The organism is Pseudomonas muyukensis (genome assembly GCF_019139535.1).
GTDB classification, from domain to species: domain Bacteria; phylum Pseudomonadota; class Gammaproteobacteria; order Pseudomonadales; family Pseudomonadaceae; genus Aquipseudomonas; species Aquipseudomonas muyukensis.
Genome location: NZ_CP077073.1, coordinates 754,363 through 779,193, shown reverse-complemented (window position 1 = coordinate 779,193; position 24,831 = coordinate 754,363). Strand labels below are relative to the sequence as shown.

The following is a 24,831-nucleotide window of genomic DNA, read 5'->3' as shown; positions in this document are numbered from 1 at the left end:
TTACATGCACGCTCTTCAAGCCAAGATCCTCGACCCACGCCTGGGCTCCGAATTTCCCCTGCCGCAGTACGCCACCCCCGGCTCGGCCGGCCTCGACCTGCGCGCCCTGCTCAAGGAGGACACCGTCCTCGAGCCGGGCCAAACCCTGCTGATCCCCACCGGCCTGTCGGTGTACATCGGCGACCCGGGCCTGGCGGCCATGATCCTGCCGCGCTCGGGCCTGGGCCATAAGCACGGCATCGTGCTGGGTAACCTGGTCGGCCTGATCGACTCGGACTACCAGGGCGAGCTGATGGTCTCCTGCTGGAACCGTGGCAACACCCCGTTCACCATCACCGTCGGCGAGCGTATCGCCCAGTTGATCCTTGTGCCGGTGGTGCAGGCGCATTTCGACATCGTCGAGCAGTTCGACGAGACCCAGCGCGGCGCCGGCGGCTTCGGCCACTCGGGCACCCGCTGAGCCGAAAGCCTACCGTCAAGGCCACGGATGGCGAACTCTCTGGCGAAACCACCGTCCAAGCGTTCAGTTTGTGCCTGCCCAGAAGCCTTTGAAAATTTGGAGTCCCAGAGATGAACGACATGGCCCAGCTGGTCCCCGCACTGCCCGACAGCATCTTCCGCGCCTACGACATTCGCGGCGTGGTCGGCAAGACCCTGCACGCCGAGACCGCCTACTGGATCGGCCGCGCCATCGGCGCCCAGACCCTCGCCCAGGGCGAGCCGCAAATCTCGGTTGGCCGTGACGGTCGCCTGTCCGGCCCCATGCTGGTCGAGCAACTGATCAAGGGCCTGGCCGACGCCGGCTGCCAGGTCAGCGATGTCGGCCTGGTGCCGACCCCGGCGCTGTACTACGCGGCCAATGTGCTGGCCGGCAAGTCGGGCGTGATGCTCACCGGCAGCCACAACCCCTCCGACTACAACGGCTTCAAGATCGTCATCGCCGGCGACACCCTGGCCAACGAACAGATCCAGGCCCTGCTGACCCGCCTGAAGACCAACGACCTGTCCCGCGGCGAAGGCCGTGTCGAGAAGGTCGAGATCCTCGAGCGCTACTTCCAGCAGGTCACCGCCGACGTGAAGCTGGCCAAGCGCCTGAAAGTGGTGGTCGACTGCGGCAACGGCGCTGCCGGGGTGATCGCCCCACAGCTGATCGAAGCCCTGGGCTGCGACGTGATCCCATTGTTCTGCGAGGTCGACGGCAACTTCCCCAACCACCACCCGGATCCGGGCAAGCCCGAGAACCTGGTCGACCTGATCGCCAAGGTGAAAGAAACCGGTGCCGATATCGGCCTGGCCTTCGACGGTGACGGCGACCGCGTCGGCGTGGTGACCAACACTGGCAACATCGTCTACCCCGACCGCTTGCTGATGCTGTTCGCCCAGGATGTACTGTCGCGCAACCCAGGCGCCGAGATCATCTTCGACGTCAAATGCACCCGCCGCCTGACCCCGCTGATCGAACAGCACGGTGGCCGCGCGCTAATGTGGAAAACCGGTCATTCGTTGATCAAGAAGAAGATGAAGCAGACCGGCTCGCTGCTGGCCGGCGAGATGAGCGGACACATCTTCATCAAGGAGCGCTGGTACGGCTTCGACGACGGCATCTACAGCGCTGCGCGCCTGCTGGAGATCCTCAGCAAGGCCGACCAGGACGCCGAAAGCCTGTTCGCCGCGTTCCCGAACGATATTTCCACGCCGGAAATCAACATTGATGTGACCGACGAGGGTAAATTCAGCATCATTGATGCTCTGCAACGCGACGCCGACTGGGGCGCTGCCAACCTGACCACCATCGACGGTGTGCGGGTCGACTACCCCCACGGCTGGGGCCTGGTCCGCGCCTCCAACACCACGCCGGTGCTGGTGCTGCGCTTCGAGGCCGACAGCGCGGCGGAGCTCGACCGTATCAAGGCTGTATTCCGCACGCAGTTGCTGCGGGTCGAACCAGGCCTGCAACTGCCGTTCTGACGACTTTCCGTTCCTTACCTGGAGCCCTGCATGACCCTCGATCGCGATGCCGCTTCCCATGTAGCCGAGGTTTTGTCCGAAGCACTGCCATACATCCGCCGTTTCGTCGGCAAGACCCTGGTGATCAAGTACGGCGGCAACGCGATGGAGAGCGAGGAGCTCAAGACCGGCTTCGCCCGTGACATCGTGCTGATGAAGGCCGTGGGCATCAACCCGGTGGTCGTGCATGGTGGCGGCCCGCAGATCGGCGACCTGCTCAAGCGCCTGTCGATCGAGAGCCGCTTCGTCGATGGCATGCGCGTCACCGACGCGGCGACCATGGATGTGGTGGAGATGGTCCTGGGCGGCCAGGTCAACAAGGACATCGTCAACCTGATCAACCGCCATGGCGGCAGCGCCATCGGCCTGACCGGCAAGGACGCGGAACTGATCCGCGCCCGCAAGCTCACCGTCACCCGCCAGACGCCCGAGATGACCACCCCGGAAATCATCGACATCGGCCATGTCGGCGAAGTCGAGAGCGTCAACACCGACCTGCTGAACATGCTGGTCAAGGGCGACTTCATTCCGGTGATCGCGCCGATCGGCGTGGGCGCCAACGGCGAGTCCTACAACATCAACGCCGACCTGGTGGCGGGCAAGGTGGCCGAGGCGCTGAAAGCCGAGAAACTGATGCTGCTGACCAACATCGCCGGCCTGATGGACAAGCAAGGTGAAGTCCTGACCGGCCTGACCACCGAGCAGGTCAATGAGCTGATCGCCGACGGCACCATCTACGGTGGCATGCTGCCGAAGATCAAATGCGCGCTGGACGCCGTCCAGGGCGGGGTCAACAGCTCGCACATCATCGACGGCCGCGTGCCCAATGCCGTGCTGCTGGAGATCTTCACCGACAGCGGCGTGGGCACCCTGATCACCAACCGCAAGCCGCGCTGATCCAGGAAAGGCCGCCGTATCCAGGTGATACGGCGGCCTTTTGCGTTGTAGCGCTGCCCCGTAGGAGCCAGCCTTGCTGGCGAAGCAGGCGGCGCGGAGGATGGCACCGGCTACGCCGGTGTTCGCCGGCAAGCCGGCTCCTACGGGTTGTGTTGACACATGCAAGCAGATAGCTCAAGGCCATCAATCTTCATTTTTGACCATCAAGAATCCCGGTAAAGTGCCGAAACAACGTGGCAGAATGCACGCTCGCTGCAAATAGTTTCTATTTACCTGGAGAACACGCGTGAAATACGCATCACAAGGACTCGTGCTGGCAGCCGCCCTGGCTGTCGGGTCCATCGCCGGCTGTGCCACTGAAACCTCCACCGCTGTTGCCGTGCAACAGGTCGAAAGCGTCAACCGCCCCTACAGCGGCGTGCGCACACCCATCGCCGTGGGCAAGTTCGACAACCGCTCCAGCTACATGCGCGGCATCTTCTCCGACGGCGTCGACCGCCTCGGCGGCCAGGCCAAGACCATCCTGATCACCCACCTGCAGCAGACCAACCGGTTCAACGTGCTGGACCGCGACAACATGGGCGAGATCCAGCAGGAAGCCGCCATCAAGGGCCAGGTCCAACGTCTGAAGGGCGCCGACTTCGTGGTCACCGGCGACGTCACCGAGTTTGGCCGCAAGGAAGTCGGCGATCACCAGCTGTTCGGCATTCTCGGCCGCGGCAAAACCCAGATCGCCTACGCCAAGGTGGCGCTGAACATCGTCAACATCAGCACCTCCGAAGTGGTGTACTCCAGCCAGGGCGCGGGCGAATACGCCTTGTCCAACCGCGAAGTCATCGGCTTCGGCGGCACCGCCAGCTACGACTCGACCCTCAACGGCAAGGTCCTCGACCTGGCCATGCGCGAAGCGGTGAACAAGCTGGTCGGCGCCGTCGAAAGCGGCCAGTGGAAACCCCAGGCCCAGTAACGCGAACAAGCCAAGGAAGACCGTTCGATGAACATCACCTCCCCGGCCCTGCGCACCGTCGCGGGCCTGTTGCTGGGCGGCATCATGCTGTCCGGCTGCAACACCCCGAAACCCCTGTACCAGTGGGAAAGCTACCAGCCGCAGGTCTACAGCTACCTCAAGGGCGACGCCAAGGAAGAACAGGCCATCGCCCTGGAGCGCGACCTGGAGAAGATCAAGGCCAAGAACGGCGCCGTGCCGCCGGGCTATCATGCCCAGCTCGGCCTGCTCTACTCCAGCCTGGGCAAGGATGACCAGATGATCCAGCAGTTCCGTACCGAGAAGGCGCTGTTCCCCGAATCGGCCAAGTACATGGACTTCCTGATGAGCAACGCCAGCAAAGGGGCCAAGCAATGATCAAGCACCTGTCCCGCCTGATCGTCGGCGCCTGCGTGCTGGCACTGTTCGCTGGCTGCGCCGAGCGCAAGAGCATCGACTACTCGGCCTACAAGCAGAGCCGGCCGAAATCGATCCTGATACTGCCGCCGCTGAACGAGTCGCCGGATGTAAAAGCCACCTACAGCATGCTGTCCCAGGCCACCTACCCACTGGCCGAAGCTGGCTACTACGTGATGCCGGTCGCCCTGGTGGACGAGACGTTCCGCCAGAACGGCATGACCACTCCGGCCGATATCCATCAGCTGCCAGTGACCAAGCTGCAGGAGATCTTCGGCGCCGACGCCGGCCTGTACGTCACTGTCAGCGACTACGGCACCCGCTACATGATCCTCAGCAGCGCGACCATCGTCACCGCCAACGCCAAGCTGGTCGACCTGAAGACCGGCGCCACCCTGTGGACTGGCAGCGCCACCGCCTCGAGCGAGGAAGGCCGGCAGAACCAGGGCGGCTTGATCGGCATGCTGGTGGCCGCCGCGATCAACCAGGTCATCAGCAGCGTGCAGGACGATGCCGGCTACCCGATCGCCGGTATCACCAGCGCACGCCTGCTGTCGCCGTACCCTAACGGTGGCATCTTGTACGGGCCACGTTCGCCGAAATACGGTACCGACTGACCGATAACGGTAGGAGCCAGCCTTGCTGGCGAACCAGGCGACGCGGTTAATGGCACCGGCTACGCCGGTGTTCGCCGGCAAGCCTGCTCCTGCGGCTCGTGTCCGCTTTAGAACAATCCCACAGCAATGCCGGACAGGTACTACAACACCTGTTTTCATCGCCTGATTAGCATGGACACTTCTCACACACAGGAGATCCAGCGATGAAAAAAGACGAGGTGCCCTACGGCAGCGATGTGTCCGCAGGCAGCTACGCGTGTGCGGACTGCGGCTACGAGTACGCCAACCAGAGCAAGCGGTCGTTGCCGCCCTGCCCCGACTTCAAGGTCATCCCCCACCCCAAGCGCGCGTGGAAAATCCTCACTGGCGCCGGCGATGCCGAGCAGGATCCCTACCCCAACGGCCGTTGAAGCACCGGCATGAAAAAGGCGACCCTCAGGTCGCCTTGTTCGTTGCCGCCGCTGCGTCAGATACCGTACTGGGCACGGTAGGCTTCGACCGCTGGCAAGTGCTGCTTGAGTTGCGGGTCGTCGGCGAGGAACTCCAGCACCTGGGTCAGCGAGACGATGCTGACCACCGGGATAGCGAAGTCGCGCTCGACTTCCTGAATCGCCGACAGCTCGCCATTGCCGCGCTCTTCGCGGTTCAGCGCGATCAGCACACCGGCGGCCTTGGCCTGCTGGGCATTGATGATCTGCATGACCTCGCGGATAGCGGTACCGGCGGTGATCACGTCGTCGATGATCAGCACGTCACCGGCCAGCGGGGCGCCGACCAGGCTGCCGCCCTCGCCGTGGTCCTTGGCTTCCTTGCGGTTGAAGCACCATGGCACGTCGAGCTGATGCTGTTCGGCCAGGGCCACCGCAGTGGCCGCCGCCAACGGAATACCCTTGTAGGCCGGGCCAAACAGCACGTCGAAGGGGATCTTGCTGTCGACGATGGCCGCGGCGTAGCAACGCCCCAGCTGGGCCAGCGCGGAACCTGTGTTGAACAGGCCGGCATTGAAGAAATACGGGCTGGTACGCCCCGATTTCAGGGTGAATTCACCGAAGCGCAGAACGCCGCGATCGATGGCAAAACGGATGAAGTCGCGCTGATACGGCTGCATGAAAGGTCCCGGACACCACGGATTTAGCTAAATGTGTTGAGCTCGGGTATCATACACGCACGAGATTTTTGGGGCCATTTATGCGGATCATCAGTGTGAACGTAAATGGCATTCAGGCTGCGGCCGAGCGTGGATTGCTCAGCTGGCTGCAAGCCCAGAATGCCGACGTCATCTGCCTTCAGGATACCCGCGCCTCGGCCTTTGAACTCGACGACCCAGCTTTCCAGCTCGATGGCTATTTCCTTTACGCCTGCGACGCGGAGGTGCCCACCCAAGGTGGCGTGGCACTGTATTCGCGCATGCAGCCCAAGGCAGTCATCACCGGCCTGGGCTTCGAGACGGCCGACCGTTACGGGCGCTACCTGCAAGCGGATTTCGACAAGGTAAGTATTGCCAGCCTGCTGCTGCCTTCGGGCATGAACGGCGACGACGACCTGAACCAGAAGTTCAAGTTGATGGACGACTTCGCCAAGTACCTGGACAAGCAGCGTCGCAAGCGTCGCGAATACATCTACTGCGGCTCGTTCTACGTGGCGCAGCAGAAGCTCGACATCAAGAACTGGCGCGACAGCCAGCAGGCGGTCGGCTTCCTGCCACCAGAGCGCGCCTGGATGGACGCGATCACCGGCGACATGGGCTATGTCGACGCGCTGCGTGAAGTCAGCCGCGAGGGCGACCAGTACAGCTGGTGGCCAGATAACGAACAGGCCGAGATGCTCAACCTGGGTTATCGGTTCGACTACCAGATCCTCACTCCAGGCCTGCGCCGCTTCGTGCGCAACGCCCGCCTGCCGCGCCAGCCGCGCTTCTCCCAGCATGCGCCGCTGATCGTCGACTACGACTGGACGCTGACCATCTAAAAAGCATTGGGGCCGCTGCGCAGCCCTTTCGCGACACAAGGCCGCTCCTACACGATTCGCGATAGGAGCGGCCTTGTGTCGCGAAAGGGCCGCGCAGCGGCCCCAGCTTTTTCAGATCAGATCGAAATCAGTCGGCCAGGGCGGCGTTCTGCAGCTCGAAGATCTCGGTCATGCCCTTCTGCGCCAGCGCCAGCATGGCGTTGAAGTCTTCAGGCTGGAACGGCGCGCCTTCGGCGGTGCCCTGCACCTCGATGAAGCCACCGGCGCTGGTCATGACCACGTTCAGGTCAGTCTCGGCGGCGGAGTCCTCGAGGTAGTCGAGGTCCAGTACCGCCTCGCCCTGGTACATGCCCACCGACACCGCGGCGATCATGTGCTTGAGCGGGTTGCCGCCCTTGAGGCCACCGCGCTTCTTGATCACCGCCAAGGCGTCGCACAGGGCGACCATGGCACCGGTGATCGAGGCAGTGCGGGTACCACCATCGGCCTGGATCACGTCGCAGTCGACGTACAGGGTGATGTCGCCGAGCTTGCTCATGTCCAGCGCGGCGCGCAGGGAGCGGCCGATCAGGCGCTGGATCTCGAGGGTGCGGCCACCCTGCTTGCCACGGCTGGCCTCGCGCTGGTTACGCTCGCCAGTGGAACGCGGCAGCATGCCGTATTCGGCGGTCAGCCAACCTTGGCCCTGGCCCTTGAGGAAGCGGGGAACACCATTTTCGACGCTGACCGTGCAGATGACCTTGGTGTCACCGAACTCGACCAGTACCGACCCCTCGGCGTGCTTGGTGTAGTTGCGGGTAATGCGGATCGAGCGGAGCTGATCGGCGGCGCGACCACTTGGACGTTTCATCTGGGATACCTGTACCGGGACATTTGAATCTGCCGAGCATTATAGAGCCCGACGCCCGGTGAAGACATGCCTATCGTCGCGCCCGCGCTACCTGTCGGCTTTTCCCATGCCCGCGCACGCCTGCCGCTAGCATGGGGTGGATTGGGCGCCCGGGCCGCACTGCGCTACAATCCTGCGCCTTGCAGCCGGAAGGCTCTCCCCCGTTCACCTGAATTCGCGAGGTACGCCCCATGGTGCACAGCATGACCGCATTTGCCCGTGTCGAGCGCGCGGGCAGCCAAGGCACCCTGGCCTGGGAACTGCGCTCGGTCAACCACCGTTATCTCGAACCCCACCTGCGCCTGCCCGAGGCCCTGCGCGACCTCGAGGGCGCGGTCCGTGAAGGGCTGCGCCAGGGCCTGTCGCGCGGCAAGGTCGAATGCACCCTGCGCCTGAGCGAAGACAACGCCGGCAAGCCGCTGCAGGTCGACCGCGAGCGCGCCGCGCAACTGGTCGCCGCCGCCGAGACCGTGGCCAGCCTGATCAAGCAGCCAGCCCCGCTCAATCCACTGGAGGTGCTGGCCTGGCCAGGCGTGCTGGTGGCCGATGCAACTGACCCCCAGGCCCTCAACGCCGAAGCCATCGCCCTGTTCGACGAGGCCCTGGCCGAGCTCAAGGCCGGCCGTCAGCGCGAAGGCGCCGAACTGGCCCGGCTGATCAACGAGCGCCTGGACAGCATGGCCAGCGAAGTCACCACCCTGCGCGCCCTGGTGCCACAGATGCTGGCCGCCCAACGGCAGAAAGTCCTCGACCGCTTCAGCGACATGCAGGCCGAACTCGACCCGCAGCGCCTGGAGCAGGAAATGGTCCTGCTGGCGCAGAAGAGCGACGTCGCCGAGGAACTCGACCGCCTCAGCACCCACGTCACCGAAGTCCGCCGGGTGCTCAAGTCCGGCGGCGCCGCCGGCCGGCGCCTGGACTTCCTGATGCAGGAGCTCAACCGCGAAGCCAACACCCTCGGCTCCAAGGCGTTCGACCCGCGCAGCACCCAGGCGGCAGTCAACCTCAAGGTGCTGATCGAACAGATGCGTGAACAAGTACAGAACATCGAGTAAGGCCACCCCTACCATGAACCACAGCAGCGGCACCCTCTACATCGTCTCGGCCCCGTCCGGCGCCGGCAAGACCAGCCTGGTCACGGCCCTGATCAAGGAAGACCCGCGCGTACGCGTCTCGGTCTCCCACACCACCCGCGCCATGCGTCCAGGTGAAACCCACGGGGTGAACTACCACTTCGTGGTCCACGAAACGTTCAAGGCACTGATCGCCAAGGGTGATTTCCTCGAGCATGCCGAGGTGTTCGGCAACTTCTACGGCACCTCGCGCAGCGCGCTGCAGGAAACCCTGGACCAAGGCTTCGACCTGATCCTGGAAATCGACTGGCAAGGTGCCCAGCAGGTGCGCAAGCTGATGCCCGAGGCGCGCTCGATCTTCATCCTGCCGCCCAGCCAGGAGGCCCTGCGTCAGCGCCTGGATGGCCGCGGGCAAGACAGCGAGGAAATCATCGCCGGGCGCATGAAGGAAGCGGTCAGCGAGATGGTGCACTACGACGAATACGAGTACGTCATCATCAATGACGACTTCGCCGTGGCACTGGAAGACTTGAAGGCGGTGTTCCGCTCGAATCGCCTGGTGCTGAAGAAGCAACAGCAGCGCAACAGTGGGCTGCTGAAAGAACTGCTCTGCTGATAGACCGCACGGGGCTGCTTTGCAGCCCTTTCGCGACACAAGGCCGCTCCTACAAGGGATCGCGTCAATATGGACTGATGCGATCTGCTGTAGGAGCGGCCTTGTGTCGCGAAAGGCGCGCAAAGCGCCCCCAGCATTATTCCTGCAGTGGAATGGTCGCCTGCTGACGCAGGGTAGCCCCCAGGAAATACGCCGGCGCCCGCAGGCGGGACAGCATCATCAGCACGATCCCCAGTGCCGAGATGATCGCCGCGATCACGAACACCAGCCCCAGCCCGGCCACATGCGAGCCGCTGCCGAAGTCCGGCGAAGCGCTGTCGATGGCGGTGCGCACGAAGATCACCGACAGAATCACCCCACCCACCAGCGGGCACACGCCACGCATGAAGAAGTGCCGCACGCTGTCGAACAGGCTGTGGCGGAAATACCAGACACAGGCGAACGCGGTCAGCGAGTAATAGAAGCAGATCATCATGCCCAGCGCGGTGATGGTGTCGGCCAGCACGTTCTCGCTGAGGGTGCGCATGGTCACGTAGAACACAGCCGCGGCGATACCGGCGCAGATGGTCGCGTAGCGCGGCGTCTGCGAACGCGGGCAGACCTTGGCGAAGCGCTGTGGCACGGCACCGTAATAACCCATGGCCAGCAGCGTGCGTGCCGGCGACACGAAGGTCGACTGCAGCGAGGCTGCGGTACTGGCCAGCACGGCGATGGACATCAGGATCGCCAGCGGCCCCATGACCGGCCCGGCCAGGTGGGCGAAGACGTTTTCCTGGATACGCGGGTTGCCCAGGCCCAGGCCTTGGTCGCTGATCCCGGCGAACTGCAGGGTGGCGATGGCGGTCAGCAGGTACAGGCCGAGAATCAGCAGCACAGTCCAGGTGGCGGCCTTGCCCGGCACCTCTTCGCTACCCACCGACTCTTCGCTGACGGTCAGGCACACGTCCCAGCCCCAGAAAATGAAGATCGACAGCGACAGGCCGGCGGCAAAGGCGGAGAACGACTCGACGCCAAACGGGTTGAACCAGGCCAGGTCGAACGCCAGCGGCGGCGGCGCGGTGGTTTCACCGAAGGCGGCGAAGGCAAAGCCAATCAGCACCAGCAGTTGCAACGCCACCAAGCCGTACTGCACCGTCATGGTGGTGGCCATGCCGCGGCAACAAATCCACACCGCCAGGGCGATGAACACGCAACAGGTACTGACGTTGACCAACAGGTTGTCGGCCAAGGCCGCCAGCTCCTGGTTGCCGGTGATCTGCGCGAGGAACAGGTAGAAGAAGTCCACCGCCACACCGGCCAGGTTGGACAGCACGATGGTGGTGGCCACCACCAGCCCCCAGCCGCCGATCCAGCCGATCATCGGGCCGAACGCACGGGCCGACCAGGTGAAGGAGGTACCGCTGTCGGGCTCCGCCGAGTTCAGTTCGCGATAACCCAGGGCCACCAGCAGCATCGGCAGGAAGCCGACGATGAACACCGCTGGCAGGTGGGCGCCGACTTCGCGCACGGTCGGGCCGAGCGCGCCGGTCAGGGTATAGACCGGGGCGATGGTGGAGATGCCCAATACAACGCTGGCCAGCAGGCCGAGCCGGCCCTTGGCCAAGCCCTTGCTGCGCTGGGTGTTGCCCGAGTCGGACGCCGTGTCGGGTGGGCGGCCGGCTTCTGTGTATTCATTCATGAGTCTGTGCCGTAACTATTGGAATTGTTTTCACAGGCCCGCCGTAGAGGGCCCGCTTTCACTCATTGAAAGCTCGCGGTGGGGGCACGGTCATCCAGGACCTTCGGCTAACGTCAGGGTGTTTTCTGACGCGCACCCTCCCGTGCAGCATGGGCAATGCAAGCCTCGCGGAACGCCTCGAACAGGCGCAGCGAAACCGGGTTTTCGGCGAAACGCCATTCAGGGTGCCACTGCACGCCGAGTACAAAGCCCGGCGCGTCAGGCATCGACACCGCTTCGATCAGGCCATCCGGGGCCCGTGCCTCGACACGCAGGCCTGGGGCCAGGCGGTCGATGCCCTGGCTGTGCAGCGAGTTGACCTCGAACTGCGCAGCCAGGCCCAGGCGCTCGAACACGCCGCCAGGCGCAATGCTGACCGGGTGCCGAGGGCCGTACTGCACCTGCAAGGGTGCGTCCTCAGGTTCGCGGTGGTCCAGGTAGCCGGGCAGTTCCTGCACCCGCTGGTGCAGGCTGCCGCCAAGGGCCACGTTCAGCTCCTGGAAACCACGGCAGATGCACAACACCGGCACGCCGGCGACGATTGCCGCCTGCAGCAGGGGCAATGTCAGCCGGTCGCGCGCCAGGTCGTGGCGAGTGCCTTCCACGCTGGGCGCGCCATTGTAATGATGCGGCTCGACATTTGAAGGCGAACCGGTAAAAAGAATGCCATCCAGGCGTGCCAACAGCGCCTGCGGGTCGCTGCCGCCATCGCGCGCCGGCAGGATCAGCGGCAGCCCGGCGAAGCCTGCGGCCTCGACATACTTGTCGCCCACCGTGTGCGACGAGTTCTTCCCCACCTGCTGGCGGCAGGCGCTGACACCGATCAAGGGGACCGCAATTGCGCTCATGGGCTTACACCGTGTGCAGGTACCAGTTGTACTCGAGGTCGGAGATCGACACTTCGAACTCGGCCAGCTCGCTCTCCTTGCAGGCCACGAAGATATCGATGTAGTCCGGGCTGATGTATTGGTTGAGCACTTCGCTGTCGTCCAGCGCGCGCAGGGCGTCGCGCAGGTTGTTCGGCAGGCTCTGCTCCAGTTGCTCGTACGAGTTGCCCTCGATCGGCGCGCCCGGCTCGACCTGCTGGGTCAGGCCATGGTGGATGCCGGCGAGGATCGCTGCGAGCATCAAATACGGGTTGGCATCGGCACCGGCCACGCGGTGCTCGATGCGCACGTTGTCGCTGCTGTCGGTGGGCACGCGTACGGCCACGGTGCGGTTGTCCAGGCCCCAGCTCGGTGCATTGGGCACATAGAACTGAGCGCCGAAGCGACGGTAGGAGTTGATGTTCGGGCAGAGGAAGGCCATCGACGCCGGCATGGTCTCCAGCACGCCGCCGATGGCGTGGCGCAGCGCGTCGCTTTGCAGCGGGTCGGCGTTGGCGAAGATGTTCTTGCCGGTTTTCTTGTCCAGCAGCGAGATGTGCACATGCAGGCCGTTGCCCGCCTGGCCCGGATAGGGCTTGGCCATGAAGGTGGTGTCCATTTCATGGTCGTAGGCGACGTTCTTGATCAGGCGCTTGAGCAAGATCGCGTAGTCGCAGGCCTTGAGCGGATCGGCGACATGATGCAGGTTGACCTCGAACTGCGCCGGGGCGCTTTCCTTGACGATGGCGTCGGCCGGCAGGCCTTGTTCCTTGGCGGCCTCGAGCATGTCCTGCAGGCAGTCGGCATATTCGTCGAGATCGTCGATCAGGTACACCTGGGTCGACTGCGGGCGCTTGCCCGAAAGCGGCGAGCGCGGCGGTTGAGGCCGGCCGTTGAGGTTGTCCTGGTCGATCAGGTAGAACTCCAGCTCGAAGGCTGCGCAGATATCCAGGCCCAGGGCATCGAACTTGGCCACCACCTGGCGCAACACCTCGCGCGGGTCGGCGAAGAACGGCGCGCCGTCCAGCTCGTGCATGGTCATCAGCAACTGGGCGGTCGGGCGTTTCTGCCACGGCTCGTCGGACAACGTGCCGGGGATGGGGTGGCAGACACGGTCGGCGTCGCCGATGTCCAGGCCCAGGCCGGTGCTTTCGACGGTCGAGCCGTTGATGTCGAGGGCGAACAGCGAGGCCGGCAGGTTGATGCCCTTTTCGTACACCTTGTGCAGGCTGGCGCGCTCGATGCGCTTGCCGCGCACCACCCCGTTCATGTCGGAGATCAGCAGGTCGACGTACTGGGTATCCGGATGGGCATCCAGGAATTCATTCATCTCGCGGGAAGAACTGGCGCACGGGGAGACCGACGTCATGGCTGTACATCCTTCGATTTGGAGCGGCGATGTGGGAACTGCGGATGACGCCTGGTAGGGCGACGATGGTGCTGCTGTTGTTCTTTTCACTGGCCCATCGTTGGGGGCTGGTTGCCGACCGGGTGCATTGATTCCCGGGGGCCGTTTCACTATAAAATGGCCCCCACGCAACAGACATTGGCATTTCGGCAAGCAGAGCGTGCATCGATGCAATATCAGATCAACCATGCGGACCTCGCCCTGGTCCTGGCGCTGGAACGCGGGCGCTCCCTGGCCAAGGCCGCCGAGCTGCTCAAGGTCGACGTTTCCACGGTGTTCCGCTCGATCCGGCGGCTGGAGTCGGCGCTGGGCACCGCGCTGTTCGTCAAGAGCCGCAAGGGCTACCTGCCCACCGACACCGCCCAGGCCCTGGCCGAGCAGGCCGAACGCGCCGAGCAGGCGCTGGACGCCGCGCGTATCGCCCTGACCAGCGGCGAGCAGGTGGTCAGCGGCACGGTGCGCCTGACCTGTACCGAGGCGGTGCTGCACAGCCTGCTGCTGCCGGCGCTGGCCGAGTTCATGCCCAACTACCCGGCGTTGTCGCTGGAAATGGGCACCTCCAACACGTTCGCCAACCTCAGCCGCCGCGACGCCGACATTGCCCTGCGCCTGACCAATACGCCGCCGGAGCACCTGGTGGGCCGCTGCCTGGGCTCGACCAGCTACGTGATCTGCGGGCGTGCGCAGCTGCGCGAGCGGCTCGATGCCTCCCCCGCCAGCGTGCCGTGGATCGCCCCTGACGACTCCATGCAGGACCACGCCACCGTGGTCTGGCGCAACCAGTACCACCCCGGGCTGATCCCGCGCTACCAGTGCAGCGGCATGTCGACCATCGCCCAACTGGTGACCACCGGCCTGGGCGTGGCGGCGCTGCCCGACTACATGGTTCACGCCCTGCCGGGGGTCGAGGCGCTGAGCGGCCCGCTACCGGGCTGCGACACCCAGCTGTGGCTGCTGACCCGCCCGGATTGCCGGGCCTTGCGCTCGGTGCAGACCTTGTTCGAGGAACTGACCCCGCGCCTGCGCGACGCAATGTTGCGTTAACGCGTCAAGGGCGGTTGTGTCGGCGATGGACGGCAGGCTATTGTCGGGCATCGGCGGTGGGTTCCAGTGGTCTGGACCGGCCCCGCGATAGAGGCGCCTCAGGCACACCCGACAAAACAGCCCTTCCCTATTGGCTGGTGATTTTTTAAACTATCGAGTCCGCCTGCCCATTCTGGGCGCACGCCTACCGCATTTGCTACTGAGGAAGACCATGGCCCGCGTAACTGTTGAAGACTGCCTGGAACACGTGGATAACCGCTTCGAGCTGGTCATGCTCTCGACCAAGCGCGCCCGCCAGCTGGCGACCGGCGGCAAAGAGCCACGCGTTGCATGGGAAAACGACAAGCCGACCGTCGTCGCCCTGCGTGAGATCGCCGAAGGTATCGTCACCCCTGAATTCATCGCCGCCGAAGAGATCGTCACCGAAGATCCGGTGTTCGCCGCATTCGAGGACGAGAACAACGAGGCGGTCTGATTGATGCCCAGTCGACACCGTGCGGCGCAAGGCCCTCTTCTTCAGCAAGAGGTGAACCCATGCCGGGTATAGAAGCCCTCGCCGAACGGCTGTCGACTTATCTAGGCCCCGAGCAGGTCAACCTGGTCCGGCGCGCCTACTTCTACGCCGAACAGGCCCACGATGGGCAGCGCCGCCGCAGCGGCGAGCCCTACGTGACCCACCCGCTGGCCGTGGCCAGCATCCTCGCCGACATGCACATGGACCATCAGAGCCTGATGGCGGCCATGCTGCACGACGTGATCGAAGACACCGGCATCGCCAAGGAAGCCTTGAGCCAGCAATTCGGCGAGACGGTCGCCGAGCTGGTCGACGGGGTCAGCAAGCTGACCCAGATGAACTTCGAGACCAAGGCCGAGGCGCAGGCCGAGAACTTCCAGAAGATGGCCATGGCCATGGCCCGCGATATCCGCGTGATCCTGGTCAAGCTGGCCGACCGCCTGCACAACATGCGCACCCTGGAAGTGCTGTCCGGCGAGAAGCGCCGGCGCATCGCCAAGGAAACCCTCGAGATCTACGCCCCCATCGCCAACCGCCTGGGCATGCACACCGTGCGCGTGGAGTTCGAGGACCTCGGCTTCAAGGCCATGCACCCGATGCGCTCGACGTTGATCCACCGCGCGGTCAAGGCCGCCCGTGGCAACCGCAAGGAGATCGTCGCCAAGATCGAGACCTCGCTGGCCAACTGCCTGGCCGCCGACGGCATCGCAGGCGAAGTCAGCGGCCGGCAGAAACACCTCTATGGCATCTACAAGAAGATGCGTGGCAAGCGCCGCGCCTTCACCGAGATCATGGACGTGTACGCCTTCCGCATCATCGTCGACAAGGTCGACACCTGCTACCGCGTGCTCGGCGCCGTGCACAACCTGTACAAGCCGCTGCCGGGGCGCTTCAAGGACTACATCGCGATTCCCAAGGCCAACGGCTACCAGTCGTTGCACACCACGCTGTTCGGCATGCACGGCGTGCCCATCGAAATCCAGATCCGCACCCGCGAGATGGAAGAGATGGCCAACAACGGCATCGCCGCCCACTGGCTGTACAAGTCCAACGAGCAGGAGCAGCCCAAGGGTAGCCACGCCCGTGCCCGTCAGTGGGTCAAGGGCATCCTCGAGCTGCAGCAGCGCGCCGGCAACTCGCTGGAATTCATCGAGAGCGTGAAGATCGACCTGTTCCCCGACGAGGTCTACGTCTTCACCCCCAAGGGACGGATCATGGAGCTGCCCAAAGGCTCCACCGCCGTCGACTTCGCCTACGCGGTGCACACCGACGTTGGTAACAGCTGCATCGCCTGCCGCATCAACCGCCGCCTGGCGCCGCTGTCCGAGCCGCTGCAGAGTGGTTCCACGGTGGAAATCGTCAGCGCCCCAGGGGCGCGGCCCAATCCGGCCTGGCTCAATTTCGTGGTCACCGGCAAGGCGCGCACGCATATTCGCCACGCCCTCAAGCAGCAGCGCCGATCCGAGTCCATCAGCCTCGGCGAGCGCCTGCTGAACAAGGTGCTGACCGGCTTCGACAGCAGCCTGGAGCTGATTCCCCAGGAGCGCATCCAGGCAATTCTCAGCGAGTACCGCCTGGAGCTGGTCGAGGACCTGCTCGAGGACATCGGCCTGGGCAACCGCATGGCCTATGTGGTGGCCCGCCGCCTGCTGTCCGCCGAGGGCGAGCAACTGCCGGCGCCGGAAGGCCCGCTGGCGATCCGCGGCACCGAGGGCCTGGTGCTCAGCTACGCCAAGTGCTGCACGCCGATCCCGGGCGATGCCATCGTCGGCCACCTGTCGGCGGGCAAGGGCATGGTGGTGCACCTGGAAGACTGCCGCAACATCAGTGAAATCCGCCACAACCCAGAGAAGTGCCTGCAACTCTCCTGGGCCAAGGACATCACCGGCGAGTTCAATGTCGAGCTGCGCGTCGAGCTGGAGCACCAGCGCGGCCTGATCGCCCTGCTGGCCAGCAGCGTCAACGCCGCCGACGGCAACATCGAGAAAATCAGCATGGACGAACGCGACGGCCGTATCAGCGTGGTCCAACTGGTGGTCAGCGTGCGCGACCGCGTGCACCTGGCCCGTGTGATCAAGAAACTGCGCACCCTCACCGGCGTGGTCCGCATCACCCGGACGCGTGCGTAGTCCGCCAACCGCAAGGAGTCATCATGAGCAAGACCGTCATCAACAGCGACAAGGCCCCTGCCGCCATCGGCACTTACTCGCAGGCGATCAAGGCCGGCAACACCGTCTACATGTCGGGCCAGATTCCGCTCGATCCAAAGACCATGGAACTGGTCGAAGGCTTTGAAGCCCAGACCGTGCAGGTGTTCGAGAACCTGAAGTCGGTTGCCGAGGCGGCAGGCGGTTCGTTCAAGGACATCGTCAAGCTGAACATCTTCCTCACCGACCTCAGCCACTTCGCCAAGGTCAACGAAATCATGGGCCGCTACTTCGAGCAGCCTTACCCGGCCCGCGCCGCCATCGGCGTTGCCGCCCTGCCCAAGGGCGCCCAGGTCGAGATGGACGCCATCCTGGTCATCGACTGATGCTCCCCGGTGACGGGCGTTCGCCCGTCACCCCTTCTTCCCCCAAGGTCCACACCATGCGCCACGCATTGCCTCTCGCGCTGGCAGCCCTGCTCCTGGGCGGCTGCGCCAGCCACAAACCCGAAGATTTCAACGGCACCTGGATCAACCAGACGGCCATCGACGCCGCCGCCAAGGGCATCAGCCTGCGCCAGGCGCTGAGCGAGCATGGCCCGGTGTTCGAGTGGAAGATCGACGTCAGCAACCAGCAAGCCAGCTTCAGCAATGGCTTCGAGGCCGCCGACGGGCGCCTGAGCGCTGATGAGAAGAACTGGCAGGTCAACTTCGAGGGCGGCCAGACCGAGCAATTGAAGCTCGATGGCGACGAACTGCAGGCCAGTGACCCTTCCGGCCACCAGCAGACCTTCGCGCGCAGTAAAGCCGCGGGCAACGCGCCCCTGGGCGGCAGTTTCGAGAAGGCGCTGTACCAGGCCTACCTGGGCGGTGAATGGAAGATCGTCGAAGGCCAGGGCAAAGGCGCCGTGGTGCGTTTCAGCGACACCGGCAATGTCACCGGCCTGCCCGGGCCGGACCGCTTCGCACTGTGTCTGGCGGGTGACTGCGCGGATATGGGCAACGGCAATGACAGTTTGTGGCTGGAACGCAATCAGCGCGGAGCACCTTGGATTTTCAAGCGTGACGGCGATACCCTGGAAATCTACCAGGCCATGAATCTTGCTCAACCCGACGAAAAGCCACAACTGGCCGCTGGTGCGCGGCAGTGGGTACTAGAGAAAGACTGAAGCACGCCTACCCTCTGCAGGAGCGGACTTGTGTCGCGAAAGGGCTGCGAAGCGGCCCCAGAACTTCAGCTTCGCCACATAGATTGCAGGGGCCGCTTCGCGGCCCTTTCGCGACACAAGGCCGCTCCTACAAGGGCCGCGCTAAGCCCGTAACTTCAGCCCTTACCTTCCAGGATGGCGGCATAGCCCTCTTTATAGCTCGGATACACCGGCGCCCAGCCCAACGCCCGCGCCCGCGCGTTACTGCAGCGCTTGCTGCCGGTACGCCGCACCCGCTGCTCCTCTGACCACTGGGTAACCCCCAGGTACCCCCGCAGCCAGCCAACCACCTCGGCCAATGGCGCCGGGTCGTCATCGACACCGATATAGCAATCATCCAGCGCCACCCCGCGGGCATCCGCCTGCAACAGGTGCGCCAGCAGGCTCGCTGCATCCTCGGCATGAATCCGGTTGCCATACAGCGGCGGCGCCTCGGCCACCCGATAGCCCTGGCGTACCTGGCTCAACAGCCACTCGCGGCCCGGGCCATAGATACCGGTCAGGCGCACGATGCTGGCAGGGATCCCGCTATCCAGCGCCAGGCGTTCGGCCTCGAGCATCACCTTGCCGGAATAGCCTTCGGGCGCAGTGGCCGCCGTCTCGTCGATCCATTCGCCGTCCTGCTGCGCATACACGCTGCTGCTGGACACGAACAGCAATCGTCGTGGGCGCTGGCCATTGGCGGCCAGCCAGCCCAGCACATGCCGCAACCCCTCCACATACGCCGCGCGGTAGCCCGCCTCGTCGTGCTGGCTGGCCGCCACGCAATACACCAGATAGTCCGGCCCGTGCTCAGGCCAGGTGGCCGGCTGACGGCGATCAGACAGGTCGGCGGCGATCGGCCGCACCCCTTCAGGCAGCTCCCCCACCGCGCGGCGCAGGCCCGCGACCTGCCATCCCCGAGCCAGCAACTGGCGGGCCAGACGGCCTCCTACATCGCCACAACCTACGATCAATGCACTGAGGTCCGACATCATCCCACTCCAAATCCAAAGGTTCACGCTAACCGGATCAACCGATCAGCGGCTAGACAAAGGTTAAAAAAAGCAATCTCTATTCTTTTGTTAACAAGAATTACTTGCAATAATGGCCGCCTTGTCTGTTCTCGGCCTGTTTCGAGGCCTTGAAGAACTCAACCCATTTCTCTTCATCAGGTCCGGCCAGCATGACACGTAATCAACCTTCCGCTTCGCCTACCCCGTCGCGCGCCTGGGGCGCCGTCGCCGCGCTGATGCTCAGCCTGGTCCTGGCCCCGCTGGCCATGGCCGACGAGCCGGCCGCCCCGGCCGCCGCACCGATTGCCGCCAGTGCCCCGGCGGCACCGGCCAGCGAAGGCCAGGCGCCTATCGGCGCGCCGGTCGATGCCAACGCTGCCGCCGAGGGCCAGGCCCCGGCCGCCACTGACGAAAACGTCCAGGCCATGGTCGAGGACACTTCGCTGGGCATGGCCCACGACCTGTCCCCATGGGGCATGTACAAGAACGCCGACGTGGTGGTGAAGGCCGTGATGATCGGCCTGGCCATCGCCTCGATCATCACCTGGACCATCTGGATCGCCAAGGGCTTCGAGCTGATGGGCGCCAAGCGCCGCCTGCGTGGCGAGATCGCCGCCCTGAAGAAGGCCGTGAGCCTGAAGGACGCCAGCGACCTTTCCAACAAGCCGGGCACCCTGGCCCACACCCTGGTGCATGACGCCCTTGAAGAAATGCGCCTGTCGGCCAATGCCCGCGAAAAAGAAGGTATCAAGGAGCGCGTCAGCTTCCGCCTCGAGCGCCTGGTCGCCGCCAGCGGTCGCACCATGAGCAGCGGCACCGGCGTGCTGGCCACCATCGGCTCCACCGCGCCATTCGTCGGTCTGTTCGGCACCGTGTGGGGCATCATGAACAGCTTCATCGGCATCGCCAAGACCCAGACCACCAACCTGGCCGTGGTCGCCCCGGGTATCGCCGAAGCCCTGTTGGCCACCGCCCTGGGCCTGGTCGCGGCGATTCCCGCCGTGGTCATCTACAACGTCTTCGCGCGCTCCATCGCCGGCTACAAGGCCCAGGTGTCCGACGCGTCGGCCCAAGTCCTGCTGCTGGTCAGCCGCGACCTCGACCACCAGGGCAGCGAGCGCGCCGCCCCGCACATGGTGAAAGTGGGGTAAGCCATGGGCCTGCATCTCAACGAAGGTGGCGACGACCTCGCCGAAAACCACGAAATCAACGTCACGCCGTTCATCGACGTGATGCTGGTGCTGCTGATCATCTTCATGGTCGCCGCCCCTCTGGCCACGGTCGACATCAAGGTCGACCTGCCCGCCTCGACCGCCAAGCCGGCGCCGAGGCCCGAGAAGCCGGTGTTCGTCAGCGTCAAGGCCGACAAGAAGCTGTATGTCGGCGATGACCAGGTGGCCCAGCCCGATCAGCTTGGCAGCATGCTCGACGCCAAGACCAAGGGCGACAAGGAAACCACCATCTTCTTCCAGGCTGACAAGGGCGTCGACTACGGCGACCTGATGGAAGTGATGAACACCATGCGTGCCGCCGGTTACCTGAAGGTCGGCCTGGTCGGACTCGAGACGGCAGCCAAGAAATGACGAAAACGCGCTCTAACATGGCGCGCTACGGTGGCAGCCTGGCACTCGTGCTGGGTGTGCACGCGGTCGCCGTGCTGCTGACGCTCAACTGGTCGGTGCCCCAGGCCATCGAGCTGCCACCGGCAGCAATGATGGTCGAGCTGGCACCGCTGCCCGAGCCCGCGCCGCCGCCGCCACCAAAGGCCGCCCCGAAACCACCGACGCCGGTCGAGGAACCGCCGCTGCCGAAACTGGCCGAGGCGCCCAAGCCGAAGATCGCCATCCCCAAGCCGCCCAAGCCCAAGGCCAAGCCACAGCCGCCCAAGCCTGAGAAAAAGCCTGAGCCACCGAAGGACGAGCCACCGGCCAAGGACGATGTCGCGGACACGCCACCGAGCAACTCGCCACCGCAGAAGTCGGCGGCGCCACAGCCAAGCATCGCGTCGAACAGCAACGCCCTGCCGAGCTGGCAAAGCGACCTGCTGCGCCACCTGGCCAAGTACAAGAAGTACCCCGAGGATGCTCGCCGTCGCGGGCTGCAGGGCATCAACCGCCTGCGCTTCGTGGTCGATGCCGAGGGCAAGGTGGTGTCGTACTCGCTGGCCGGTGGTTCCGGCAGCGCAGCCCTGGACCGGGCGACGCTGGAGATGATCCGCCGCGCCGGCACGGTACCCAAGCCGCCAGCAGAGCTGCTGAACAATGGCACGATCGAGGTGGTCGCGCCGTTCGTCTACTCGCTGGACCGACGCTGACGTTTTTGTTTCTGTCACAAAACGGCAAGTCTGATAACGTGCGTCTATCGATTGCAGCCGCTATGCTGGGGCCGCAACTTCATGGACGCACGTTATGACCCTCACCGAACTCCGCTACATCGTCACCCTTGCGCAAGAGCAGCACTTCGGCCATGCCGCCGAGCGTTGCCACGTCAGCCAGCCGACCCTGTCGGTCGGCGTGAAGAAGCTCGAGGATGAACTCGGCGTGCTGATCTTCGAGCGCAGCAAGAGCGCGGTACGCCTGACCCCGGTCGGCGAGAGCATCGTCGCCCAGGCGCAGAAGGTCCTCGAGCAGGCCCAGGGCATCCGCGAACTGGCCCAGGCCGGCAAGAACCAGCTCACCGCCCCGCTCAAGGTCGGCGCCATCTATACCGTTGGCCCGTACCTGTTCCCGCACCTGATTCCGCAGCTGCACCGGGTCGCACCGCAGATGCCGCTGTACATCGAGGAAAACTTCACCCACGTGCTGCGCGAAAAGCTGCGCAATGGCGAACTGGACGCGGTGATCATCGCCCTGCCGTTCAACGAGGCCGACGTGCTGACCCTGCCGCTGTACGACGAGCCGTTCTGTGCGCTGATGCCGGCCGACCACCCATGGACCGCCAAGGACACCATCGACACTGCGCTGCTCAACGACAAGAGCCTGCTGCTGCTCGGCGAGGGGCACTGCTTCCGCGACCAGGTGCTCGAAGCCTGCCCGACCCTGAACAAGGGTGGCGAAGGCGCCAAGCACACCACGGTCGAATCCAGCTCGCTGGAAACCATCCGCCACATGGTCGCCTCGGGCCTGGGCGTGTCGATCCTGCCGCTGTCGGCGGTGCACAGCCATCATTACGCGCCGGGGGTGATCGAAGTGCGCCCGCTGACTGCGCCCGCACCATTCCGTACCGTTGCCATCGCCTGGCGCGCCAGCTTCCCGCGGCCGAAGGCCATCGAGATCCTCGCCGACTCGATCCGCCTCTGCTCAGTGGCCAAGCCGCCCGTGGAACAACCGGCCTGAGCCCATGACCGAGCTGTCGAACGTCCCGGTCACCACGCTCAAGGGCGTAGGCGATGCCATGGCGGAAAAACTCGCCAAGGTTGGCCTGGAGAACCTGCAGGACCTGCTGTTCCATCTACCGTTGCGCTACCAGGACCGCACCCGGGTAGTGCCCATCGGCCAGTTGCGCCCAGGCCAGGACGCCGTGATCGAGGGCGTGGTCAGCGGCGCCGACGTGACCATGGGCAAGCGCCGCAGCCTGGTGGTACGCCTGGGCGACGGCAGCGGCTCGCTGAGCCTGCGCTTCTACCACTTCAGCAACGCGCAGAAGGAAGGCCTGAAGCGGGGTACCCACCTGCGCTGCTACGGCGAAGCCCGTCCCGGCGCCTCGGGCCTGGAGATCTACCACCCGGAGTACCGCGCGCTAAACGGTGACGAAGCGCCACCGCCGGTGGAACAGACCCTGACGCCGATCTACCCGACCACCGAGGGCCTGACCCAACAGCGCTTGCGCCTGTTGTGCCAGCAAAGCCTCGGCCTGCTCGGCCCGCGCAGCCTGCCCGACTGGCTGCCCGACGAGCTGGCCCGTGACTACCAGTTGGCACCCTTGAGCGATGCCATTCGCTATCTGCACAACCCGCCGGCCGATGCCGACCTCGACGAACTGGCCGAAGGGCATCACTGGGCCCAGCACCGGCTGGCCTTCGAAGAGCTGCTGACCCATCAGCTGTCCCAGCAGCGCCTGCGCGAAAGCCTGCGCAGCCTGCGCGCGCCCGTGCTGCCCAAGGCCAGCCGCCTGCCCGCGCAATACCTGGCCAACCTCGGTTTCAAGCCGACCGGCGCACAGCAACGGGTCGGCAACGAGATCGCCTACGACCTCAGCCAGCCAGAGCCGATGATGCGCCTGGTACAGGGCGATGTCGGCGCCGGCAAGACCGTGGTCGCCGCGCTCGCCGCGCTGCAGGCCCTGGAGGCCGGCTACCAGGTGGCGCTGATGGCACCCACCGAGATTCTCGCCGAGCAGCACTTCATCACCTTCAAGCGCTGGCTCGAACCGCTGGGCATCGAAGTCGCCTGGCTGGCCGGCAAGCTCAAGGGCAAGGCCCGCGCCAGCGCCCTGGAACAGATCGCCGGGGGGGCGCCGATGGTGGTCGGCACCCACGCACTGTTCCAGGACGAAGTGCAGTTCAAGCACCTGGCCCTGGCGATCATCGACGAACAGCACCGCTTTGGCGTGCAGCAGCGCCTGGCCCTGCGCAAGAAGGGCGTGATGGGACAGCTGTGCCCGCACCAGCTGATCATGACCGCCACGCCGATCCCGCGCACCCTGGCCATGAGCGCCTATGCCGACCTCGACACTTCGATTCTCGACGAGCTGCCGCCTGGCCGCACCCCGGTGAACACCGTGCTGGTTGCCGACAGCCGCCGCTTCGAAGTGGTCGAGCGGGTCCGCGCTGCCTGCGCCGAAGGGCGCCAGGCCTACTGGGTGTGTACCCTGATCGAAGAGTCCGAAGAGCTCACCTGCCAGGCCGCCGAAAGCACCTTCGAAGAGTTGGGCAGCGCCCTGGGCGAGCTGCGCGTGGGCCTGATCCACGGCCGCATGAAGCCGGCAGAAAAAGCCGCGGTGATGGCCGAGTTCAAGGCCGGCGCGCTGCAACTGCTGGTGGCCACCACGGTGATCGAGGTTGGCGTGGACGTGCCCAACGCCAGCCTGATGATCATCGAGAACCCCGAGCGCCTGGGCCTGGCCCAATTGCACCAGCTGCGCGGGCGCGTGGGCCGGGGTAGCGCGGTGAGCCACTGCGTGCTGCTCTATCACCCGCCGCTGTCGCAGATCGGCCGGGAACGCCTGGGCATCATGCGCGAAACCAACGACGGTTTCGTCATCGCCGAAAAAGACCTGGAGCTGCGCGGCCCCGGCGAGATGCTCGGGACCCGCCAGACCGGCCTGCTGCAGTTCAAGGTCGCCGACCTGATGCGCGACGCCGACCTGCTGCCGGCCGTGCGCGACGCCGCCCAGGCCCTGCTGGCGCGTTGGCCGGCGCACGTCAGCCCGCTGCTCGACCGCTGGCTGCGCCACGGCCAGCAATATGGCCAGGTGTGACGCCCGTCCCATTATGGATCCAGCTTGCCGGTCAGGCTGGTTATAC

General features: G+C 65.0%; 25 protein-coding genes and 1 pseudogene. 20 read left to right on the top strand and 6 right to left on the bottom strand.

The genetic code is table 11. The annotated features are described in order from the left end of the window. The first annotated feature begins 4 nt into the window (after window positions 1-4). The 7 genes and pseudogenes from dut (at window position 5) to KSS95_RS03620 (ending at window position 5,333) form a co-directional block, all read left to right on the top strand. Complete coding sequence (gene dut, locus KSS95_RS03650; RefSeq protein ID WP_134689201.1) at window positions 5-460, top strand: dUTP diphosphatase; 456 nt, start codon at window positions 5-7, stop codon at window positions 458-460. Window positions 461-594: 134 nt separating this feature from the next. Continuing rightward, window positions 595-1,968 (top strand): annotated as a pseudogene (locus KSS95_RS03645) (phosphomannomutase/phosphoglucomutase); the annotation flags it as partial. Window positions 1,969-1,998: 30 nt separating this feature from the next. Further along, window positions 1,999-2,904, top strand: coding sequence for an acetylglutamate kinase (gene argB, locus KSS95_RS03640; RefSeq protein ID WP_134689199.1), 906 nt, complete (start codon window positions 1,999-2,001; stop codon window positions 2,902-2,904). Between the two features lie 286 nt (window positions 2,905-3,190). After that, entirely contained in the window at window positions 3,191-3,871 is a 681-nt protein-coding gene (locus KSS95_RS03635; RefSeq protein ID WP_217851761.1) for a CsgG/HfaB family protein, read from the top strand. Window positions 3,872-3,898: 27 nt separating this feature from the next. Beyond that, window positions 3,899-4,267, top strand: coding sequence for a DUF4810 domain-containing protein (locus KSS95_RS03630; RefSeq protein ID WP_217851760.1), 369 nt, complete (start codon window positions 3,899-3,901; stop codon window positions 4,265-4,267). Next, window positions 4,264-4,923 carry a DUF799 domain-containing protein gene (locus tag KSS95_RS03625; RefSeq protein ID WP_217851758.1) on the top strand — a complete coding sequence of 220 codons (660 nt, stop codon included), beginning with the start codon at window positions 4,264-4,266 and terminating at the stop codon, window positions 4,921-4,923. Before KSS95_RS03630 ends, KSS95_RS03625 begins: the two co-directional genes overlap by 4 nt. Window positions 4,924-5,126: 203 nt before the next feature. Then, window positions 5,127-5,333, top strand: a complete 207-nt coding sequence (locus KSS95_RS03620) for a hypothetical protein (protein ID WP_217851756.1) — start codon at window positions 5,127-5,129, stop codon at window positions 5,331-5,333. Window positions 5,334-5,389: 56 nt separating this feature from the next. On the opposite strand, the gene pyrE is transcribed toward KSS95_RS03620, so the two are convergent. Beyond that, complete coding sequence (pyrE, locus tag KSS95_RS03615; protein ID WP_217851740.1) at window positions 5,390-6,031, bottom strand: orotate phosphoribosyltransferase; 642 nt, start codon at window positions 6,029-6,031, stop codon at window positions 5,390-5,392. Between the two features lie 80 nt (window positions 6,032-6,111). Between pyrE and crc the strand changes: the two genes are divergently transcribed. Next, complete coding sequence (gene crc / locus KSS95_RS03610) at window positions 6,112-6,891, top strand: catabolite repression control protein Crc (protein ID WP_134689195.1); 780 nt, start codon at window positions 6,112-6,114, stop codon at window positions 6,889-6,891. A gap of 127 nt (window positions 6,892-7,018) precedes the next feature. Here the strand turns inward: crc and rph are convergent, their stop codons facing one another. Then, entirely contained in the window at window positions 7,019-7,741 is a 723-nt protein-coding gene (gene rph / locus KSS95_RS03605) for a ribonuclease PH (RefSeq protein WP_217851738.1), read from the bottom strand. A gap of 230 nt (window positions 7,742-7,971) precedes the next feature. Between rph and KSS95_RS03600 the strand changes: the two genes are divergently transcribed. Together KSS95_RS03600 and gmk are read left to right on the top strand one after the other, a co-directional pair. Beyond that, window positions 7,972-8,835 (top strand): YicC/YloC family endoribonuclease, encoded by an 864-nt coding sequence (locus tag KSS95_RS03600; RefSeq protein ID WP_217851737.1) that lies wholly within the window; start codon window positions 7,972-7,974, stop codon window positions 8,833-8,835. Window positions 8,836-8,848: 13 nt separating this feature from the next. Continuing rightward, complete coding sequence (gmk, locus tag KSS95_RS03595) at window positions 8,849-9,469, top strand: guanylate kinase (RefSeq protein WP_217851735.1); 621 nt, start codon at window positions 8,849-8,851, stop codon at window positions 9,467-9,469. Between the two features lie 136 nt (window positions 9,470-9,605). On the opposite strand, the gene KSS95_RS03590 is transcribed toward gmk, so the two are convergent. The 3 genes from KSS95_RS03590 to KSS95_RS03580 form a co-directional block, all read right to left on the bottom strand. Then, complete coding sequence (locus KSS95_RS03590; protein WP_217851733.1) at window positions 9,606-11,147, bottom strand: APC family permease; 1,542 nt, start codon at window positions 11,145-11,147, stop codon at window positions 9,606-9,608. A gap of 113 nt (window positions 11,148-11,260) precedes the next feature. Continuing rightward, window positions 11,261-12,034 (bottom strand): gamma-glutamyl-gamma-aminobutyrate hydrolase family protein, encoded by a 774-nt coding sequence (locus KSS95_RS03585; RefSeq protein ID WP_217851731.1) that lies wholly within the window; start codon window positions 12,032-12,034, stop codon window positions 11,261-11,263. A 4-nt stretch (window positions 12,035-12,038) separates the two neighbouring features. After that, on the bottom strand, window positions 12,039-13,421 hold the full coding sequence (locus KSS95_RS03580; protein WP_217851729.1) for a glutamine synthetase family protein: 1,383 nt from the start codon (window positions 13,419-13,421) through the stop codon (window positions 12,039-12,041). Window positions 13,422-13,628: 207 nt separating this feature from the next. On the opposite strand from KSS95_RS03580, the gene KSS95_RS03575 reads away from it, so the two are divergent. The 5 genes from KSS95_RS03575 (at window position 13,629) to KSS95_RS03555 (ending at window position 18,333) form a co-directional block, all read left to right on the top strand. Further along, window positions 13,629-14,504, top strand: a complete 876-nt coding sequence (locus KSS95_RS03575; RefSeq protein ID WP_134689188.1) for a LysR family transcriptional regulator — start codon at window positions 13,629-13,631, stop codon at window positions 14,502-14,504. 211 nt (window positions 14,505-14,715) lie between these two features. Beyond that, window positions 14,716-14,979 (top strand): DNA-directed RNA polymerase subunit omega, encoded by a 264-nt coding sequence (gene rpoZ, locus KSS95_RS03570; RefSeq protein WP_008091595.1) that lies wholly within the window; start codon window positions 14,716-14,718, stop codon window positions 14,977-14,979. Between the two features lie 59 nt (window positions 14,980-15,038). Further along, on the top strand, window positions 15,039-17,147 hold the full coding sequence (gene spoT / locus KSS95_RS03565; RefSeq protein ID WP_217851727.1) for a bifunctional GTP diphosphokinase/guanosine-3',5'-bis pyrophosphate 3'-pyrophosphohydrolase: 2,109 nt from the start codon (window positions 15,039-15,041) through the stop codon (window positions 17,145-17,147). A gap of 23 nt (window positions 17,148-17,170) precedes the next feature. Further along, a complete protein-coding gene (locus tag KSS95_RS03560; protein ID WP_166889747.1) occupies window positions 17,171-17,551 on the top strand; it encodes a RidA family protein in 381 nt (126 codons plus the stop codon). A gap of 56 nt (window positions 17,552-17,607) precedes the next feature. After that, window positions 17,608-18,333 (top strand): hypothetical protein, encoded by a 726-nt coding sequence (locus KSS95_RS03555; RefSeq protein ID WP_217851719.1) that lies wholly within the window; start codon window positions 17,608-17,610, stop codon window positions 18,331-18,333. Window positions 18,334-18,488: 155 nt separating this feature from the next. Here the strand turns inward: KSS95_RS03555 and KSS95_RS03550 are convergent, their stop codons facing one another. Continuing rightward, window positions 18,489-19,346 (bottom strand): SDR family oxidoreductase, encoded by an 858-nt coding sequence (locus tag KSS95_RS03550; protein ID WP_217853924.1) that lies wholly within the window; start codon window positions 19,344-19,346, stop codon window positions 18,489-18,491. A 191-nt stretch (window positions 19,347-19,537) separates the two neighbouring features. Between KSS95_RS03550 and exbB the strand changes: the two genes are divergently transcribed. The 5 genes from exbB (at window position 19,538) to recG (ending at window position 24,785) form a co-directional block, all read left to right on the top strand. Beyond that, window positions 19,538-20,518 (top strand): tonB-system energizer ExbB, encoded by a 981-nt coding sequence (exbB, locus tag KSS95_RS03545; protein WP_217851717.1) that lies wholly within the window; start codon window positions 19,538-19,540, stop codon window positions 20,516-20,518. A gap of 3 nt (window positions 20,519-20,521) precedes the next feature. After that, entirely contained in the window at window positions 20,522-20,950 is a 429-nt protein-coding gene (gene exbD, locus KSS95_RS03540) for a TonB system transport protein ExbD (protein ID WP_134689183.1), read from the top strand. Next, window positions 20,947-21,681 (top strand): energy transducer TonB, encoded by a 735-nt coding sequence (locus KSS95_RS03535; RefSeq protein WP_134689182.1) that lies wholly within the window; start codon window positions 20,947-20,949, stop codon window positions 21,679-21,681. Before exbD ends, KSS95_RS03535 begins: the two co-directional genes overlap by 4 nt. Window positions 21,682-21,775: 94 nt before the next feature. Then, window positions 21,776-22,702 carry a hydrogen peroxide-inducible genes activator gene (locus KSS95_RS03530; protein WP_134689181.1) on the top strand — a complete coding sequence of 309 codons (927 nt, stop codon included), beginning with the start codon at window positions 21,776-21,778 and terminating at the stop codon, window positions 22,700-22,702. A gap of 4 nt (window positions 22,703-22,706) precedes the next feature. Further along, entirely contained in the window at window positions 22,707-24,785 is a 2,079-nt protein-coding gene (gene recG, locus KSS95_RS03525; protein ID WP_217851715.1) for an ATP-dependent DNA helicase RecG, read from the top strand. Window positions 24,786-24,831 lie beyond the last annotated feature (46 nt).

Coding starts and splice junctions, on each gene's coding strand:
- dut (WP_134689201.1), top strand. CDS start 5: ATGCACGCTCTTCAAGCCAAGATCCTCGACCCACGCCTGGGCTCCGAA.
- argB (WP_134689199.1), top strand. CDS start 1,999: ATGACCCTCGATCGCGATGCCGCTTCCCATGTAGCCGAGGTTTTGTCC.
- KSS95_RS03630 (WP_217851760.1), top strand. CDS start 3,899: ATGAACATCACCTCCCCGGCCCTGCGCACCGTCGCGGGCCTGTTGCTG.
- KSS95_RS03625 (WP_217851758.1), top strand. CDS start 4,264: ATGATCAAGCACCTGTCCCGCCTGATCGTCGGCGCCTGCGTGCTGGCA.
- KSS95_RS03620 (WP_217851756.1), top strand. CDS start 5,127: ATGAAAAAAGACGAGGTGCCCTACGGCAGCGATGTGTCCGCAGGCAGC.
- pyrE (WP_217851740.1), bottom strand. CDS start 6,031: ATGCAGCCGTATCAGCGCGACTTCATCCGTTTTGCCATCGATCGCGGC.
- crc (WP_134689195.1), top strand. CDS start 6,112: ATGCGGATCATCAGTGTGAACGTAAATGGCATTCAGGCTGCGGCCGAG.
- rph (WP_217851738.1), bottom strand. CDS start 7,741: ATGAAACGTCCAAGTGGTCGCGCCGCCGATCAGCTCCGCTCGATCCGC.
- KSS95_RS03600 (WP_217851737.1), top strand. CDS start 7,972: ATGGTGCACAGCATGACCGCATTTGCCCGTGTCGAGCGCGCGGGCAGC.
- gmk (WP_217851735.1), top strand. CDS start 8,849: ATGAACCACAGCAGCGGCACCCTCTACATCGTCTCGGCCCCGTCCGGC.
- KSS95_RS03590 (WP_217851733.1), bottom strand. CDS start 11,147: ATGAATGAATACACAGAAGCCGGCCGCCCACCCGACACGGCGTCCGAC.
- KSS95_RS03585 (WP_217851731.1), bottom strand. CDS start 12,034: ATGAGCGCAATTGCGGTCCCCTTGATCGGTGTCAGCGCCTGCCGCCAG.
- KSS95_RS03580 (WP_217851729.1), bottom strand. CDS start 13,421: ATGACGTCGGTCTCCCCGTGCGCCAGTTCTTCCCGCGAGATGAATGAA.
- KSS95_RS03575 (WP_134689188.1), top strand. CDS start 13,629: ATGCAATATCAGATCAACCATGCGGACCTCGCCCTGGTCCTGGCGCTG.
- rpoZ (WP_008091595.1), top strand. CDS start 14,716: ATGGCCCGCGTAACTGTTGAAGACTGCCTGGAACACGTGGATAACCGC.
- spoT (WP_217851727.1), top strand. CDS start 15,039: ATGCCGGGTATAGAAGCCCTCGCCGAACGGCTGTCGACTTATCTAGGC.
- KSS95_RS03560 (WP_166889747.1), top strand. CDS start 17,171: ATGAGCAAGACCGTCATCAACAGCGACAAGGCCCCTGCCGCCATCGGC.
- KSS95_RS03555 (WP_217851719.1), top strand. CDS start 17,608: ATGCGCCACGCATTGCCTCTCGCGCTGGCAGCCCTGCTCCTGGGCGGC.
- KSS95_RS03550 (WP_217853924.1), bottom strand. CDS start 19,346: ATGTCGGACCTCAGTGCATTGATCGTAGGTTGTGGCGATGTAGGAGGC.
- exbB (WP_217851717.1), top strand. CDS start 19,538: ATGACACGTAATCAACCTTCCGCTTCGCCTACCCCGTCGCGCGCCTGG.
- exbD (WP_134689183.1), top strand. CDS start 20,522: ATGGGCCTGCATCTCAACGAAGGTGGCGACGACCTCGCCGAAAACCAC.
- KSS95_RS03535 (WP_134689182.1), top strand. CDS start 20,947: ATGACGAAAACGCGCTCTAACATGGCGCGCTACGGTGGCAGCCTGGCA.
- KSS95_RS03530 (WP_134689181.1), top strand. CDS start 21,776: ATGACCCTCACCGAACTCCGCTACATCGTCACCCTTGCGCAAGAGCAG.
- recG (WP_217851715.1), top strand. CDS start 22,707: ATGACCGAGCTGTCGAACGTCCCGGTCACCACGCTCAAGGGCGTAGGC.